Origin of the sequence: Streptomyces sp. DI166 (assembly GCF_900091315.1) — a bacterium.
Classification (GTDB): domain Bacteria; phylum Actinomycetota; class Actinomycetes; order Streptomycetales; family Streptomycetaceae; genus Streptomyces; species Streptomyces fuscus.
Genome location: NZ_FLSP01000037.1, coordinates 23,391 through 37,818 on the forward strand (window position 1 = coordinate 23,391; position 14,428 = coordinate 37,818).

Annotated in this window: 12 protein-coding genes and 1 riboswitch; of the genes, 9 read left to right on the forward strand and 3 right to left on the reverse strand. The window is 72.3% G+C overall.

What is annotated here, in order from left to right; translation table 11 throughout:
• Positions 1 to 130: 130 nt before the first annotated feature.
• Genes GA0115233_RS19350 through GA0115233_RS19370 form a run of 5 tightly spaced genes read left to right on the forward strand, consistent with a single transcriptional unit; the run spans position 131 to position 7,229 of the window.
• Positions 131 to 1,630, forward strand: coding sequence for an aldehyde dehydrogenase family protein (locus GA0115233_RS19350; protein ID WP_093721504.1), 1,500 nt, complete (start codon positions 131 to 133; stop codon positions 1,628 to 1,630).
• Between the two features lie 38 nt (positions 1,631 to 1,668).
• The gene (locus GA0115233_RS19355; RefSeq protein WP_093721505.1) at positions 1,669 to 3,198 is read left to right on the forward strand and encodes a GMC family oxidoreductase; all 1,530 of its coding nucleotides are present in this window, start codon (positions 1,669 to 1,671) and stop codon (positions 3,196 to 3,198) included.
• Positions 3,198 to 4,349: a quaternary amine ABC transporter ATP-binding protein gene (locus tag GA0115233_RS19360; RefSeq protein ID WP_093721506.1), complete on the forward strand. Its 1,152-nt coding sequence runs from the start codon at positions 3,198 to 3,200 to the stop codon at positions 4,347 to 4,349. The genes GA0115233_RS19355 and GA0115233_RS19360 overlap by 1 nt, the downstream gene beginning before the upstream one ends.
• The gene (locus tag GA0115233_RS19365; protein ID WP_093721507.1) at positions 4,349 to 6,274 is read left to right on the forward strand and encodes an ABC transporter permease; all 1,926 of its coding nucleotides are present in this window, start codon (positions 4,349 to 4,351) and stop codon (positions 6,272 to 6,274) included. Before GA0115233_RS19360 ends, GA0115233_RS19365 begins: the two co-directional genes overlap by 1 nt.
• A 1-nt stretch (position 6,275) precedes the next feature.
• Positions 6,276 to 7,229 carry an ABC transporter substrate-binding protein gene (locus GA0115233_RS19370; RefSeq protein ID WP_093721508.1) on the forward strand — a complete coding sequence of 318 codons (954 nt, stop codon included), beginning with the start codon at positions 6,276 to 6,278 and terminating at the stop codon, positions 7,227 to 7,229.
• Positions 7,230 to 7,245: 16 nt separating this feature from the next.
• Here GA0115233_RS19370 and GA0115233_RS19375 read toward each other — a convergent pair whose 3' ends face one another.
• Complete coding sequence (locus GA0115233_RS19375; RefSeq protein WP_093721509.1) at positions 7,246 to 7,956, reverse strand: isocitrate lyase/PEP mutase family protein; 711 nt, start codon at positions 7,954 to 7,956, stop codon at positions 7,246 to 7,248.
• Entirely contained in the window at positions 7,953 to 8,453 is a 501-nt protein-coding gene (locus GA0115233_RS19380; protein ID WP_176711864.1) for a carboxymuconolactone decarboxylase family protein, read from the reverse strand. The genes GA0115233_RS19375 and GA0115233_RS19380 overlap by 4 nt, the downstream gene beginning before the upstream one ends.
• A gap of 53 nt (positions 8,454 to 8,506) precedes the next feature.
• Between GA0115233_RS19380 and GA0115233_RS19385 the strand changes: the two genes are divergently transcribed.
• Genes GA0115233_RS19385 through GA0115233_RS19395 form a run of 3 tightly spaced genes read left to right on the forward strand, consistent with a single transcriptional unit; the run spans position 8,507 to position 11,518 of the window.
• Positions 8,507 to 9,904: a MocR-like pyridoxine biosynthesis transcription factor PdxR gene (locus GA0115233_RS19385; protein ID WP_093721511.1), complete on the forward strand. Its 1,398-nt coding sequence runs from the start codon at positions 8,507 to 8,509 to the stop codon at positions 9,902 to 9,904.
• A gap of 40 nt (positions 9,905 to 9,944) precedes the next feature.
• Positions 9,945 to 10,301, forward strand: a complete 357-nt coding sequence (locus GA0115233_RS19390) for a hypothetical protein (RefSeq protein ID WP_093721548.1) — start codon at positions 9,945 to 9,947, stop codon at positions 10,299 to 10,301.
• A 32-nt stretch (positions 10,302 to 10,333) separates the two neighbouring features.
• Positions 10,334 to 11,518: a glutathionylspermidine synthase family protein gene (locus GA0115233_RS19395; RefSeq protein WP_093721512.1), complete on the forward strand. Its 1,185-nt coding sequence runs from the start codon at positions 10,334 to 10,336 to the stop codon at positions 11,516 to 11,518.
• Between the two features lie 20 nt (positions 11,519 to 11,538).
• Here the strand turns inward: GA0115233_RS19395 and rocD are convergent, their stop codons facing one another.
• Positions 11,539 to 12,744, reverse strand: a complete 1,206-nt coding sequence (rocD, locus tag GA0115233_RS19400; protein WP_093721513.1) for an ornithine--oxo-acid transaminase — start codon at positions 12,742 to 12,744, stop codon at positions 11,539 to 11,541.
• A 102-nt stretch (positions 12,745 to 12,846) separates the two neighbouring features.
• Positions 12,847 to 12,936, forward strand: a riboswitch (ZMP/ZTP riboswitch).
• A gap of 34 nt (positions 12,937 to 12,970) precedes the next feature.
• On the opposite strand from rocD, the gene GA0115233_RS19405 reads away from it, so the two are divergent.
• Entirely contained in the window at positions 12,971 to 14,419 is a 1,449-nt protein-coding gene (locus GA0115233_RS19405) for a glycine hydroxymethyltransferase (protein ID WP_093721514.1), read from the forward strand.
• The last annotated feature ends 9 nt before the right edge of the window (positions 14,420 to 14,428 follow it).

The following is a 14,428-nucleotide window of genomic DNA, read 5'->3' on the forward strand; positions in this document are numbered from 1 at the left end:
TGACGCGGCCCACTTTCGCCCCCCAATTGCGCATGTATTGCGGGAGCCCCGGGCAGGCGCCCGCGGTCCCCGAAGGTGACACCCCGTGTGACTCAGGGGCACCGAACAGGAACGGAAGGCAATACCGATCATGGCAAGGCAGCACGAACGACGGACGATCCACGTCGACGGCGAGTGGCGGGAAGCCGTCTCCGGCACCACCCGCGACATCATCGACCCGGCGGACGCCCGGCCCTTCGCCGTGGTCGCCGAGGGCGACGAGAAGGACACCGACCTCGCGGTCGAGGCCGCCCGGCGCGCCTTCGACGAGGGCGACTGGCCGCGCACCCCGGTCGCCGAACGCGCCGCCCTGCTGCGCCGCGTCGCCGACCTCCTGGTCCGCGACCGCGAGGAACTGGGCCTGCTGGAGAGCCGCGACGCGGGCAAGACCGTGGAGGAGGGCCGCGTCGACATCGACTGTGTGGCCGACGCCTTCCGCTACTTCGCCGACCTCGTCGCCGCCGAGGCCCCGGGCCGGGTCGTGGACGCGGGCTCGCCCGACATCCACAGCGTGGTCGTGCACGAGCCGGTCGGCGTGTGCGCCCTGATCACCCCCTGGAACTACCCCCTTCTCCAGGCCAGTTGGAAGATCGCCCCGGCCCTCGCCGCCGGGAACACCTTCGTCGTCAAGCCCAGCGAGATCACCCCGCTGACCACGGTCGCACTGCTCGACCTGCTCACCGAGGCGGGCCTGCCGTCCGGTGTCGCCAACATCGTCACCGGGCCCGGCCACACCGTCGGCGCCCGGCTCGCCGAGCACCCCGACGTCGACCTGGTCTCCTTCACCGGCGGCCTGGTCAGCGGTGTCAAGGTCGCCCAGGCGGCGGCGGTTTCGGTGAAGAAGGTCGCCCTGGAGCTGGGCGGCAAGAACCCCAACGTCGTCTTCGCCGACGCCTGCGCCACCGACGAGGGCTTCGACACGGCCGTCGACCAGGCCCTCAACGCCGCCTTCATCCACAGCGGCCAGGTCTGCTCGGCGGGCTCCCGGCTCATCGTCGAGGAGTCGGTGCGCGAGCGCTTCGTCGCCGAACTCGCCCGCCGCGCCGCGAGGATCCGCCTCGGCCGGGGCACCGACGACGGCGTCGAGTGCGGCCCGCTCGTCTCCGAACAGCAGCGCGCCAAGGTCGAGTCCTACGTCGCCTCCGCGCTCGCCGAGGGCGCCGCACTGCGCACCGGAGGCAAGCGCCCCGAGCACCTGGCCGAGGGCTACTTCTACGAACCGACCGTCCTCGACCACTGCCACCGGGAGATGAAGGTCGTCCGCGAGGAGGTCTTCGGGCCCGTCCTGACCGTGGAGACCTTCCGCACCGAGGACGAGGCGGTCGCCCTCGCCAACGACACCGAGTACGGCCTCGCGGGCGCCGTGTGGACCGCTGACGCGGGCCGCGCCCGCCGGGTGGCCGGGCGGCTGCGCCACGGCACCGTCTGGATCAACGACTTCCACCCCTACCTCCCGCAGGCGGAGTGGGGCGGCTTCGGCAAGAGCGGCGTCGGCCGCGAGCTGGGCCCCGCCGGACTCGCCGAGTACCGCGAGAGCAAGCACGTCTACCAGAACCTCGCGCCCAAGCCCGTCCGCTGGTTCGCCGGCTGAACCGCCCGCCCTTCCCGAACTTCCTGGAGCAACCCCCCATGCCCGAGAACACCCACGTCTACGACTACGTCGTCATCGGCGGCGGCACCGCAGGGTCCGTCATAGCCTCTCGGCTCACCGAGAACCCGGACGTCACCGTCGCCGTCATCGAGGGCGGCCCGAGCGATGTCGGCCGCGACGACGTGCTCACCCTGCGCCGCTGGATGGGCCTGCTCGGCGGTGAACTGGACTACGACTACCCCACCACCGAACAGCCGCGCGGCAACTCCCACATCCGGCACAGCCGCGCCCGCGTCCTTGGCGGCTGCTCCTCCCACAACACCCTGATCGCCTTCAAGCCGCTGCCCTCCGACTGGGACGAGTGGGAGGAGGCGGGCGCCAAGGGCTGGGGCGCGGTGCCGATGGAGGCGTACTACGCCCGGCTGCTGAACAACATCGTCCCGGTCGACGAGAAGGACCGGAACGCCATCGCCCGCGACTTCGTCGACGCCGCCCAGGCGACCCTCGGCGTCCCGCGCGTGGAGGGCTTCAACAGGAAGCCGTTCACCGAGGGCGCCGGCTTCTTCGACCTCGCCTACCACCCGGAGGACAACAAGCGGTCCTCCGCCTCGGTGGCCTACCTCCACCCGGTGATGGACGAACGCGCCAACCTCACGCTCCTGCTGGAGACCTGGGCGTACAGGCTGGAGCTGAACGGCACCCGCGCCGAAGGCGTGCACGTCCGCGTCAAGGACGGTACGGAGTTCCTGGTCCGCGCCCGCAACGAGGTCCTGCTGTGCGCGGGCGCCGTCGACTCCCCGCGCCTGCTGCTGCACTCCGGCATCGGGCCCCGCGCGGACCTGGAGGCGCTCGGCATACCTGTCGCCCTCGACCTGCCCGGTGTCGGCGAGAACCTCCTCGACCACCCCGAGTCGGTGATCGTCTGGGAGACCCACGGCCCCATCCCGGAGAACTCCGCGATGGACTCCGACGCCGGCCTGTTCGTGCGCCGCGACCCCGAACAGCCGGGCCCGGACCTGATGTTCCACTTCTACCAGATCCCCTTCACCGACAATCCGGAGCGACTGGGCTACCGGCGGCCCGAGTTCGGCGTCTCCATGACCCCGAACATCCCCAAGCCCAAGTCCCGCGGCCGGCTCTACCTGACCAGCCCGGACCCCTCGGTCAAGCCCGCCCTGGACTTCCGGTACTTCACAGACGAAGACGACTACGACGCCCGCACCCTGGTCGACGGCATCCGCATCGCCCGCGAGATCGCGAGGACGGAGCCGCTCGCGAGCTGGCTCAAGCGCGAGGTGTGCCCCGGACCGGAGGTTCTCGGCGACGCCGAACTGAGCGAGTACGCCCGCAAGGTCGCCCACACCGTCTACCACCCGGCCGGCACCTGCCGCATGGGCGCCGTCGACGACGAACTCGCCGTGGTCGACCCCCAGTTGCGCATCCGCGGCCTGGAGGGCATCCGGATCGCCGACGCCTCCGTCTTCCCGACGATGACCGCCGTGAACCCGATGATCGGCGTGCTCATGGTCGGGGAGCGCGCTGTCGACCTGATCGGCGGTGATGCGTGATGAGTACCCCCGTCTTCGCGGTGGACGGCCTGTGGAAGGTCTTCGGCCCCAAGGCCTCCCGTGTCCCCGCGAGCCCCGAACTCGCCGCTCTCGACCCCGCCGAGCTGCGCGCCCGCACCGGCTGCACGGCCGCCGTCCGGGATGTCTCCTTCGACGTCCGCAAGGGCGAGGTCTTCGTCGTCATGGGCCTGTCCGGCTCGGGCAAGTCCACCCTGGTGCGCTGTCTGACCCGGCTGATCGAGCCCACCGCGGGCACCATCGCCATCGACGGCGAGGACGTCCGCGCCATGGACAAGTCCCGGCTGCGCGAACTGCGCCGCCACCGCGCGGCGATGGTCTTCCAGCACTTCGGCCTGCTGCCGCACCGCACGGTCCTCGACAACGTCGCCTACGGCCTGGAGATCCAGGGCATCGGCAAGGCCGAGCGGCGCGCGCGGGCCGCCGAGGTGGTCGCCAAGGTCGGCCTGGAGGGCATGGAGCAGCGCAGACCGAGCCAGCTCTCGGGCGGCCAGCGCCAGCGCGTGGGCCTCGCGCGTGCGCTCGCCGTCGACCCCGAGGTGCTGCTCTTCGACGAGCCCTTCAGCGCCCTGGACCCGCTGATCCGGCGGGACATGCAGGAGGAAGTGGTCCGGCTGCACCGGGAGGAGGGCCGCACGATGGTCTTCATCACCCACGACCTGTCCGAGGCCCTCAAACTCGGCGACCGCATCGCCCTGATGCGCGACGGCCGCGTGGTCCAGCTCGGCACCCCCGAGGAGATCGTCGGCTCCCCGGCCGACGACTACGTCCGCGAGTTCGTCCGCGACGTGCCCCGCGACCAGGTCCTCACCGTCCGCACCGCCATGCGCCCCGCCACGGCCGACGAGGCGGGCAACGGCCCCGCGATTCCGCCGACGGCAACGATCTCCGAGGCCGTCGAGGCCGTGGCCCGCGCCGGAGCCCCCGCTCGGGTCGTGGAGGACGGGCGGTGCGTGGGGGTGGTGGACGCGGAGACGCTGCTGAACGTCATAGCCGGTGCTACAGCCGGTGCTGGCGACGCAGCTACGGGCAGTCGTGCCGCCGGTGCGGCACGGGTGGGCGCGGCGGCACCCGCCGAGCGCGGACCGGCGACCCCGCCCCCGACCGCCGGCACCAGCGAGGAGCTGGTGTGATGGCCGCCGTCACCACAACCGCCCCCCGTACGGCGACACCCGGGGCCCTGCGCGGCGCCCCCGCCCGCAAACTCCTCGCCCTGGCCCTCCTCGCCGCACTCCTCGTCCCCCTCGCCCACGCCCGCTGGGCCAGCGGCACCTGGCCGACCGCCCTGACCGTCGACCTCACCACCCCCCTCACCGACGCCAGCACCTGGATCATCGACAACCGGGACAGCCACCCCCTGTTCCTGTACGTCCTCGGCCACGTCAGCAACGCCGTCGTGCTCGCCGTACGCGCCGTCTACCTGCTCCTCCTCGCCGCGGGCTGGGCCGGGACCACCGCCCTGGCCGCCCTGATCGCCTGGCGCGCGGCCGGCGCCCGGCTCGCCCTCGGAACCGCCGCCGCGTTCCTCGCCTGCGGCGCGCTCGGCATGTGGGTGCCGACCATGCAGACCCTCGCCCTGATGGTGGTCGCCGTCCTCGCGTCGGTCGTCGTCGGCGCGCTCCTGGGCCTCGCCGCGGGCCTGTCGGACCGGCTGGACCGCGCCCTGCGCCCGGTCCTGGACACCATGCAGGTGCTGCCCGCCTTCGCCTACCTCCTCCCGGTCGTCCTTGTCTTCGGCATCGGCGTCCCCGCCGCCGTCCTGGCCACCGTCGTCTACGCCGCCCCGCCCATGGCCCGCCTCACCGCCCTGGGCCTGCGCGGCGCCGACAAGGAGGTCCTGGAGGCGGTGGACTCCCTCGGCGCCACCTCCCGCCAGCGACTGCTGACCGCCCGCATCCCGCTGGCCCGCAAGGAACTCCTGCTCGGCGTCAACCAGACGATCATGATGGCGCTGTCCATGGCCGTCATCGCCTCCGTCATCGGCGCCGGAGGCCTCGGCGACCGCGTCTACCAGGCGCTCGCCTCGGTCGATGTCGGCGCCGCCCTGGCGGCCGGTATCCCGATCGTGCTGCTCGCGGTCGTCCTGGACCGCGTCACCGCCGCCGCGGGAGGCGGGACCCGGCGCACGGGCCGCGCCCTGTGGGCGTACGCCCTGGCCGCCGCCCTCGCCGTCGCGGTCGCCGGACGCCTCATGGACCGGCTCGACTGGCCCGACGCCTGGGTGCTGGAGATCGCCGAACCGGTCAACCGGGCGGTCGACTGGATGACCGCCCACCTCTACTCCGGCGTCCCCGTCGTCGGCGGCACCGCCGACTGGGCGGGCCACTTCACCACCTGGGTCCTGGACCCCGTCCGCGACGGCCTGCTGTGGCTGCCCTGGTGGGCCGTGCTGCTCGTGGTCGCCGCCCTGGCCTGGCTGATCGGCACCTGGCGCACCGCGCTCACCGCGACCCTCGCCATGGCCGCGATCGGCGTGCTCGGCGTGTGGGAGCCGTCCCTGGACACCCTCTCCCAGGTCCTCGCGGCCGTCGCCGTCACCCTGGTCATGGGCTTCGCGACCGGCATCGCCGCCGCCCGCAGCGACCGCGTGGAACGCCTGCTGCGCCCGGTGCTGGACGTCTTCCAGACGATGCCGCAGTTCGTCTATCTGATCCCCGTCGTCGCCCTGTTCGGTGTCGGCCGCGCCCCCGCGGTCGCCGCCGCCGTCGTCTACGCGCTGCCCGCGGTCGTCCGCATCACCGCGCAGGGCCTGCGCCAGGTCGACCCCGCCGCCCTGGAGTCGGCCCGCTCCCTGGGCGCCACCCCGCTCCAGCAGCTGTGGCAGGTCCAGCTCCCGCTCGCCCGCCGCTCCCTGCTGCTCGCCGTCAACCAGGGCGTCGTCCTGGTCCTCGCCGTCGTCATCATCGGCGGCCTGGTCGGCGGCGGAGCGCTCGGCTACGACGTCGTCTTCGGCCTCGCCCAGGGCGATCTGGCGACGGGTCTGGTGGCCGGTGCCGCCATCGTCTGCCTGGGCCTGATGCTCGACCGGGTCACCCAGCCGACGAGGAAGGGAGCCTGACATGCGGAACCGCATCACCACCGGCGCCGCCCTCGGCGCACTGCTGCTGCTCACCGGCTGCGGCGCCGCCGACATGACCAAACAGGCGTCGCCCTTCGCCAACGCCCAGAGCGCCCGCACGGTCACCCTGTCCGTCCAGTCCTGGGTGGGCGCCCAGGCCAACGTGGCCGTCGCCCAGTACCTGCTGGAGCACGAACTCGGCTACCGGGTCGACACCGTCCAGGTCGACGAGGTGCCCGCCTGGGACGCGCTCAGCCAGGGCCGCGTCGACGCCATCCTGGAGGACTGGGGCCACCCCGACCAGGAACAGCGCTACGTCCAGGACAAGAAGACGATCGTGAACGGCGGCGACCTCGGCGTCACCGGCCACATCGGCTGGTACGTCCCGACGTACTTCGCCGAACAGCACCCCGACGTCACCGACTGGAAGAACCTCAACAAGTACGCCGAGCAGCTCCGCACCCCCGAGAGCGGCAGCAAGGGCCAACTGCTGGACGGCTCGCCCTCCTACGTCACCAACGACAAGGCGCTGGTGAACAACCTGAACCTGGACTACAAGGTCGTCTTCGCCGGTTCCGAGGCCGCCCAGATCACCCAGATCAAACAGTTCGCCAAGGAGAAGAAGCCCTTCCTGACCTACTGGTACGCCCCCCAGTGGCTGTTCGAGAAGGTCCCCATGACCGAGGTGAAGCTCCCCGCCTACAAGGAGGGCTGCGACGCGGACCCGGCGAAGGTCGCCTGCGCCTATCCGCACACCCCGCTGCAGAAGTACCTCAACTCCGGCTTCGCCCGGGACGGCGGCGACGCGGCCGCCTTCCTGAAGAAGTTCCGGTGGACCACCGAGGACCAGAACGAGGTCTCCCTCATGATCGCCGACCAGAAGCTGAGCCCGGAGGAGGCGGCGAAGAAGTGGGTGGACAGCCACGAGTCCACCTGGCGCTCATGGCTGCCCTGACCCGACCGGCCGGCGCCTACCCCAGCAGTTCGGCGATTACCTCCGCCGCCCGCCGCTGAAGGTAGGGCCCGAAGGTGATCCGCGTGGCCCCTCGCTCTCCCAGCTCGGCGGGCGAGGGGCCCTCGCCGATCCGGGCGATGGCGTTGATCGGCCCCTGGATCCCCGCCCGCAGCAACGGCAGTACATCGACGGGCGCGGCGATCGGATACACGCACTGCGCACCCGCCGCGACGTACAACGCCGCCCGCTCAATGGCCTGTCCGGGATCCGCGACACCCCGGATGAAGGTGTCGACGCGCGCGTTGACGAACAGCTCGTCCCCGGCGGCCGCGCACACCTCGGCGAGCCAGTCGGCGTGCCGCCGCGGGTCCTTGAGCACCCCGTTCTCGGAGTCCTCCAGGTTGCAGCCGACGACCCCGGCCTCCAGCAGCCGCTCCACCAGCTCCCTCGGCGCGAGCCCGTAGCCACCCTCGACATCGGCCGACACCGGCACGTCCACGGCCCGCGCGATCCGCGCCACCGCCGCGAACATCTCCTCCGGCGGAGTCCGCCCGTCCTCGTACCCCAGCGAGGCCGCCACGCCGGCACTGGGCGTGGCCAGCGCCGGATACCCGGCCGCCTCCAGCGCCCGCGCGCTCGCCGCGTCCCAGGGGCCGGGCAGGATCAGCGGGTCCCCCCGGTCCGGGCGCCGGTGCAGCGCCCGGAACACCTCCACGCGGTCGGTCATCGCCGGCCCGGCACGTAGTGGCCCGGAACCATCCGGCAGCTGACCCCGAAACGGTTCCACGCGTTGATCACCGTGATCGAGGCGAGCAGCTGGGCCAGCTCGGCCTCCTCGAAGTGGGCGGCCGCCTTCGCCCACACCTCGTCCGGCACGAAGCCGTCCGTCAGCACGGTGACCGCCTCGGTCAGGGCGAGGGCCGCCAGCTCCCTCTCGGTGTAGAAGTGCGCCGACTCCTCCCAGGCGGAGAGCTGGACGATCCGCTCCACGCTCTCCCCGGCGGCCAGCGCGTCCTTGGTGTGCATGTCCAGGCAGAACGCGCAGTGGTTGATCTGCGAGACGCGGATCTTCACCAGCTCCAGCAGCTTCGGGTCCACACCCTGCCGGGCGGCCGCGTCCAGCCGGACCATGGCCTTGTAGACCTCCGGGACATGCTCGGACCAGTTCAGCCGGGGGGCGTGCTCGGGCGCGTACTCGACAGGGGCGGTGTGATCGGTGGTCATCGTCATGCCCTCGACCCTACGAACCGATAAGCCCAGGGGTATGGTCCATTTCCATGGCAGATACATGGGCCACTTCTGGGGCCCTGGGCATCGACCTCCACCTCGAACCGGCCACCGGGCCGGGACTGCGCCGGGGCCTCACGGACGCGCTGCGCGAGGCCGTCCGCACCGGCCGGCTCACCCCCGGCACCCGGCTGCCGTCCTCCCGCTCCCTCGCCGCCGACCTCGGCATCGCCCGCAACACCGTCGCCGACGCCTACGCCGACCTCGTCGCCGAGGGCTGGCTCACCGCCCGCCAGGGCTCGGGCACCCGGGTCGCCGAGGACCGCTCCACACCTCCCACCCCCGCCGTCCCCACCCGCCGCGCGCGCCCCCGCCCCGCCCACGACCTGACCGCGGGCACCCCCGACCTCGCCGCCTTCCCCCGTGCCGAATGGCTCAAGGCGGCCCGCCGCGCCCTGAACGCGGCCCCCTACGACGTCCTCGGCTACGGCGAACCACGCGGCCGCGTCGAACTGCGCACCGCCCTCGCGGGCTACCTCTCCCGCGCCCGAGGAGTGCTCGCCGACCCCGAACGCATCGTCATCTGCGCCGGGTTCGCCCACGGCCTGCGCCTTTTGGGCACCGTCCTGCGCGCCCGCGGCGCCCGCACGATCGCCGTCGAGTCCTACGGCCTCCCCGAACACCGCAAGGTCCTCACCCGAACCGGTCTGACGACCGCCCCGCTGTCCTTCGACGAACTCGGCACCGACCCGGCCGAGTTGCGGGACACGGCCGCCGTACTGCTCACGCCCGCCCACCAGTTCCCCATGGGCACAGCCTTGCACCGCACCCGGCGCACGGCCGTCGTGGACTGGGCCCGCCGCACCGGCGGCCTGATCCTGGAGGACGACTACGACGGCGAGTTCCGCTACGACCGCCAGCCCGTCGGCGCCCTCCAGGGCCTGGACCCCGACCACGTCGTCTACCTCGGCACCGCCAGCAAGGCCCTCGCCCCCGGCCTGCGCCTGGCCTGGCTGGTCCTGCCGTCCGCCCTGGTGGAGCCGGTGACGGCGGCCAAGGGCGACGTCGACACCTGCGGCGTGCTCGACCAGCTGACCCTGGCCGAGTTCCTCGACCGCGGCGCCTACGACCGCCACGTCCGCGCCTCCCGGCTGCGCTACCGGCGCCGCCGCGACGCCCTGGTCGCCGCCCTCGCCGAACGCGCCCCGGACGTCCGGGTCACCGGCATCGCCGCCGGACTCCACGCCGTCCTGGGCCTGCCGCCCGGCACCGAGGCCACCGTGGTCCAGGCCGCCCACTGGCAGGGCCTCTCCCTGCACGGCCTCGCCCACTTCCGCCACGAACAGGCCCGTGCCGAGCCCCTCGACGCCCTGGTCGTCGGCTACGCCACACCCCCGGACCACGCATGGGCGGGGGCTCTTGAGGCCCTGTGCCGGGTGCTGCCGTAAGGTGATCGACCAGCCGACGTACCCGGGGGAGAGACAGGACATGGCTCAGACGAAACGCCGACTGCGGTCCAGCACGGTGGTGCTCGGCGGCATGGGAGTCGTCGCTGCCGCCCTCACCTCCTGCGGCTCCGAGCCCGACCGCCGCTGTGTCGACCGCGACAGCTACACCTGGGACGGCTACAAGGTCATCGCCGACAAGAACTGCAAGTCCGGCTCCTCGGGCTCCTCCTACGGCTCCAGCGGCAAGAAGCGCAAGGGCAAGGGCGGCGCCGACGCCGCCTGGTACTACGACGGCGAGGTCGACAACGGCTACGCCGAGTACGGCACCTTCAGCCGCAACGAGGCCGTCGACCGCGGTGGCTTCGGCTGCTCCGGCTCCGGCAGCGGCGGCGGCTGAGCCGGACACCCGACGGACCCCGGACCCCCGCCATGGAACGCCGCACCATCACCCCCCGCCCCGACTGGCAGCGCACCGTCGAGGAACAGGGGCTGATCTACCCCCTCACCCGCTACCCCGACAACTCCCTGCGCCCGTACTGGGACGAGAGCGCCTACTACGTCTTCTCCCTGGAGGAGGTCGAGGCGCTGGAGGAGGTCGTCGAGGAACTGCACCGCATGTGCCTGAGGGCCGCGGACCACATCGTCACCGCCGGCCGCTTCGCCGACCTCGGCATCACCGACCCGCGTCTGGTCGCCGCGATCACCGAGGCCTGGCAGCGCCGCGCCGAACTCCCCTCCGTCTACGGCCGTTTCGACCTGCGCTACGACGGACGCGGCCCCGCGAAGCTGCTGGAGTACAACGCCGACACCCCCACCTCCCTGGTCGAGGCCGCCTCCCCGCAGTGGTTCTGGATGGAGGAGCGCTTCCCGGGCGCCGACCAGTGGAACTCCCTCCACGAACGCCTCGTCGACGCCTGGAAGAAGCAGTCCGCCCTGCTCCCGCCCGGCAGCCCCCTGTACTTCGCGCACTCCTCCGCCGACGAACTCGGCGAGGACCTGATGACGGTCGCCTACCTCAAGGAGACCGCCGACCAGGCCGGCCTGGACACCGACTGGATCTCCATGGAGGAGATCGGCTGGGACCGCCTCTCGGGCCGCTTCGTCGACAACCGGCTGCGCTTCATCCGCAGTTGCTTCAAGCTCTACCCCTGGGAGTGGCTCACCGCCGACCGCTTCGCCGACCACGTCCTGGACACGCTCGACAACGGCGGCGGCACCGGATCCACCCTCTGGATCGAACCGGCCTGGAAGATGCTCCTGTCCAACAAGGCCCTCCTCGCCATCCTCTGGGAGCTCTACCCCGGCCACCCCAACCTGCTCCCCGCCCACCTCGACGGCCCCCGCGCGCTGGCCCGCACCACCGGCTACGTCGCCAAGCCGCTCCTCGGCCGCGAAGGCGCGGGCATCACCGTCCACGAACCCGGCGCCGACCCGGTCGTCCGCGAAGAGCCCTGCTGCTACCAGGAGCTGGCACCCCTGCCCGAGTTCGACGGCAACCGTGTCGTCCTCGGCGCATGGGTCGTCGAGGACGAGTCGGCGGGCCTCGGCATCCGAGAGTCGGCGGGCCTGGTCACCGACGAGTACGCCCGCTTCCTCCCGCACGTGATCCTCTAAGGCGCGTCCCCGGGGCGGCGTCAGCCCTCCAGCACGGCCGCGAGCTGCGCCAGCCCCCAGTCGAGGTCCTCCTCGGAGATCACCAGCGGCGGCGCGATCCGGATCGTCGCCCCGTGCGTGTCCTTCACCAGCACGCCCCGGTCCATCAGCCGCTCCGACACCTCGCGCCCGGTGCCGTGCTTCGGGGCGATGTCCACGCCCGCCCACAGCCCGCGCCCCCGCACCGCGGTGACCCGCTCGCCGTCCGCCAGCGCCGCCAGCTCGCGGTGCAGACGCTCACCCAGCCGCGCGGACCGATCCTGGAACTCGCCCGTGCGCAGCATCGCGATCACCTCCAGCGCCACCGCGCAGGCCAGCGGATTCCCGCCGAACGTCGAACCGTGCTCGCCGGGCCGGAACACCCCCAGCACCTCCGCCGACGACACCACCGCGGACACCGGCACCACCCCGCCCCCGAGCGCCTTGCCCAGCACATACATGTCCGGCACGACACCCTCGTGCTCACAGGCGAACGTCCGCCCCGTCCGCCCGAGCCCGGACTGGATCTCGTCGGCCACGAACAGCACGTTCCGCTCCCGGGCCAGCTCCCGCACCGCCGGCAGATATCCCGTCGGCGGCACCAGCACGCCCGCCTCGCCCTGGATCGGCTCCAGCAGCACCGCCACCGTGTTCTCGCTCAGCGCCGACCGCATCGCCGTCAGATCCCCGTACGGCACGATCTCGAACCCGGGGGTGTAGGGCCCGAAGTCCGCCCGGGCCTCCGGGTCCGTGGAGAAGCTGATCAGGGTCGTTGTCCGGCCGTGGAAGTTGTTGCCGGCGACCACGATCTTCGCCATCTCGGCGGGCACGCCCTTGACCCGGTACCCCCACTTCCGGGCCGTCTTCACCGCCGTCTCCACCGCCTCCGCGCCGGTGTTCATCGGCAGCACCATCTCCATGCCGCACAACTGCGCGAGCTGCTCGCAGAACGCGGCGTACCGGTCGTGGTGGAACGCCCGCGAGGTCAGGGTCACCCGTTCCAGCTGCGCCTTCGCCGCCTCGACGATCCGCCGGTTGCGGTGCCCGAAGTTCAGCGCCGAGTAGCCGGCCAGCAGATCCAGATAGCGCCGGCCCTCCACATCCGTCATCCACGCCCCGTCGGCCGAGGCGACGACGACCGGCAGCGGCGCGTAATTGTGCGCGCCGTGCGCCTCGGCGGCGGCGATGAGGGTTTCCGTCGTGCTCACGGGACCTCCAGAAGACACCGGAAGACAAGCGGGACCCCCTTCCTATCCTTGCTCGGATGGTGGACGCGGGACCTTCACCCGACGGCGCGCCCGGTAGGCTGATCAGCGGGCCGTGACTGGCGCGCTGGGATGGGACCGACCATCGGGGAGCGGCCCGGTCGTGACTGTGTGCCGTGCGCCTGGGCCGAACCGTGAACGCTGAACGCCACGCCGTCCGGAGGCCGACATGCCCGAGCAGCCCCTTTCCCCCGAATCCACCGCCGTGCGCGCCGCGCTCGATGTGATCCGCGCCGTGGAGCCCCGCGTCGCCGACGCCATCGGGCAGGAGGTGCAGGACCAGCGCGAGATGCTCAAGCTGATCGCCTCCGAGAACTACGCCTCCCCGGCGACCCTGCTGGCGATGGGCAACTGGTTCAGCGACAAGTACGCCGAGGGCACCATCGGCCGCCGCTTCTACGCCGGTTGCCGCAATGTCGACACCGTCGAGTCGCTCGCCGCCGAGCACGCCAAGGAGCTCTTCGGCGCCCGCCACGCCTACGTCCAGCCGCACTCCGGCATCGACGCCAACCTCGTCGCCTTCTGGTCGGTGCTCGCCGCCCGCGTCGAGGCCCCCGCCCTGGAGAAGGCCGGTGTCCGCCAGGTCAACGAGCTCTCCGACGCCGACTGGGCCGAACTGCGCCAGGCCTTCGGCAACCAGCGCATGCTCGGTATGTCCCTGGACGCCGGTGGCCACCTCACCCACGGCTTCCGCCCGAACATCTCCGGCAAGATGTTCGACCAGCGCTCCTACGGCACCGACCCCGCCACCGGTCTGCTGGACTGCGACGCCCTGCGCGCCTCCGCCCGCGAGTTCAAGCCGCTGATCATCGTCGCGGGCTACTCCGCCTACCCCCGTCTGGTGAACTTCCGGATCATGCGGGAGATCGCCGACGAGGTCGGCGCGACCCTGATGGTCGACATGGCCCACTTCGCTGGCCTCGTCGCGGGCAAGGTCCTCACCGGCGACTTCGACCCGGTCCCGCACGCCCAGATCGTCACCACCACCACCCACAAGTCGCTGCGCGGCCCGCGCGGCGGCATGGTCCTGTGCGACGACTCCCTCAAGGACCAGGTCGACCGTGGCTGCCCCATGGTCCTCGGCGGCCCGCTCCCGCACGTCATGGCCGCCAAGGCCGTCGCCCTGGCCGAGGCCCGTCGGCCCTCCTTCCAGGACTACGCCCAGCGCATCGTCGACAACTCCCGCGCCCTCGCCGAGGGCCTGATGCGCCGCGGCGCCACCCTGGTGACGGGCGGCACCGACAACCACCTCAACCTGATCGACGTGGCCACCTCCTACGGTCTGACCGGCCGCCAGGCCGAGGCGGCGCTGCTGGAGTCCGGCATCGTCACCAACCGCAACGCCATCCCCGCCGACCCCAACGGCGCCTGGTACACCTCCGGCATCCGCATCGGCACCCCCGCCCTGACCACCCGCGGCCTGGGCACCGCCGAGATGGACGAGGTCGCCGGTCTCATCGACCGGGTCCTGACCACCGCGCAGCCCGGCACCACCAAGTCCGGCGCCCCCTCCAAGGCCGCCCATGTCCTCGACGCGAAGATCGCGGACGAGATCTCCCGCCGGGCGACCGACCTGGTGGCCGGGTTCCCGCTCTACCCCGAGATCGACCTCGGCTGAAAACGCCCT

Excerpts from the sequence above, each read along its gene's own strand:
- GA0115233_RS19395 (WP_093721512.1), top strand. The coding sequence starts at position 10,334 with ATGGAACGCCGCACCATCACCCCCCGCCCCGACTGGCAGCGCACCGTC.
- GA0115233_RS19355 (WP_093721505.1), top strand. The coding sequence starts at position 1,669 with ATGCCCGAGAACACCCACGTCTACGACTACGTCGTCATCGGCGGCGGC.
- GA0115233_RS19365 (WP_093721507.1), top strand. The coding sequence starts at position 4,349 with ATGGCCGCCGTCACCACAACCGCCCCCCGTACGGCGACACCCGGGGCC.
- GA0115233_RS19375 (WP_093721509.1), bottom strand. The coding sequence starts at position 7,956 with ATGACCGACCGCGTGGAGGTGTTCCGGGCGCTGCACCGGCGCCCGGAC.
- GA0115233_RS19350 (WP_093721504.1), top strand. The coding sequence starts at position 131 with ATGGCAAGGCAGCACGAACGACGGACGATCCACGTCGACGGCGAGTGG.
- GA0115233_RS19390 (WP_093721548.1), top strand. The coding sequence starts at position 9,945 with ATGGCTCAGACGAAACGCCGACTGCGGTCCAGCACGGTGGTGCTCGGC.
- GA0115233_RS19370 (WP_093721508.1), top strand. The coding sequence starts at position 6,276 with ATGCGGAACCGCATCACCACCGGCGCCGCCCTCGGCGCACTGCTGCTG.
- GA0115233_RS19385 (WP_093721511.1), top strand. The coding sequence starts at position 8,507 with ATGGCAGATACATGGGCCACTTCTGGGGCCCTGGGCATCGACCTCCAC.
- GA0115233_RS19380 (WP_176711864.1), bottom strand. The coding sequence starts at position 8,453 with ATGACCACCGATCACACCGCCCCTGTCGAGTACGCGCCCGAGCACGCC.
- GA0115233_RS19405 (WP_093721514.1), top strand. The coding sequence starts at position 12,971 with ATGCCCGAGCAGCCCCTTTCCCCCGAATCCACCGCCGTGCGCGCCGCG.
- GA0115233_RS19360 (WP_093721506.1), top strand. The coding sequence starts at position 3,198 with ATGAGTACCCCCGTCTTCGCGGTGGACGGCCTGTGGAAGGTCTTCGGC.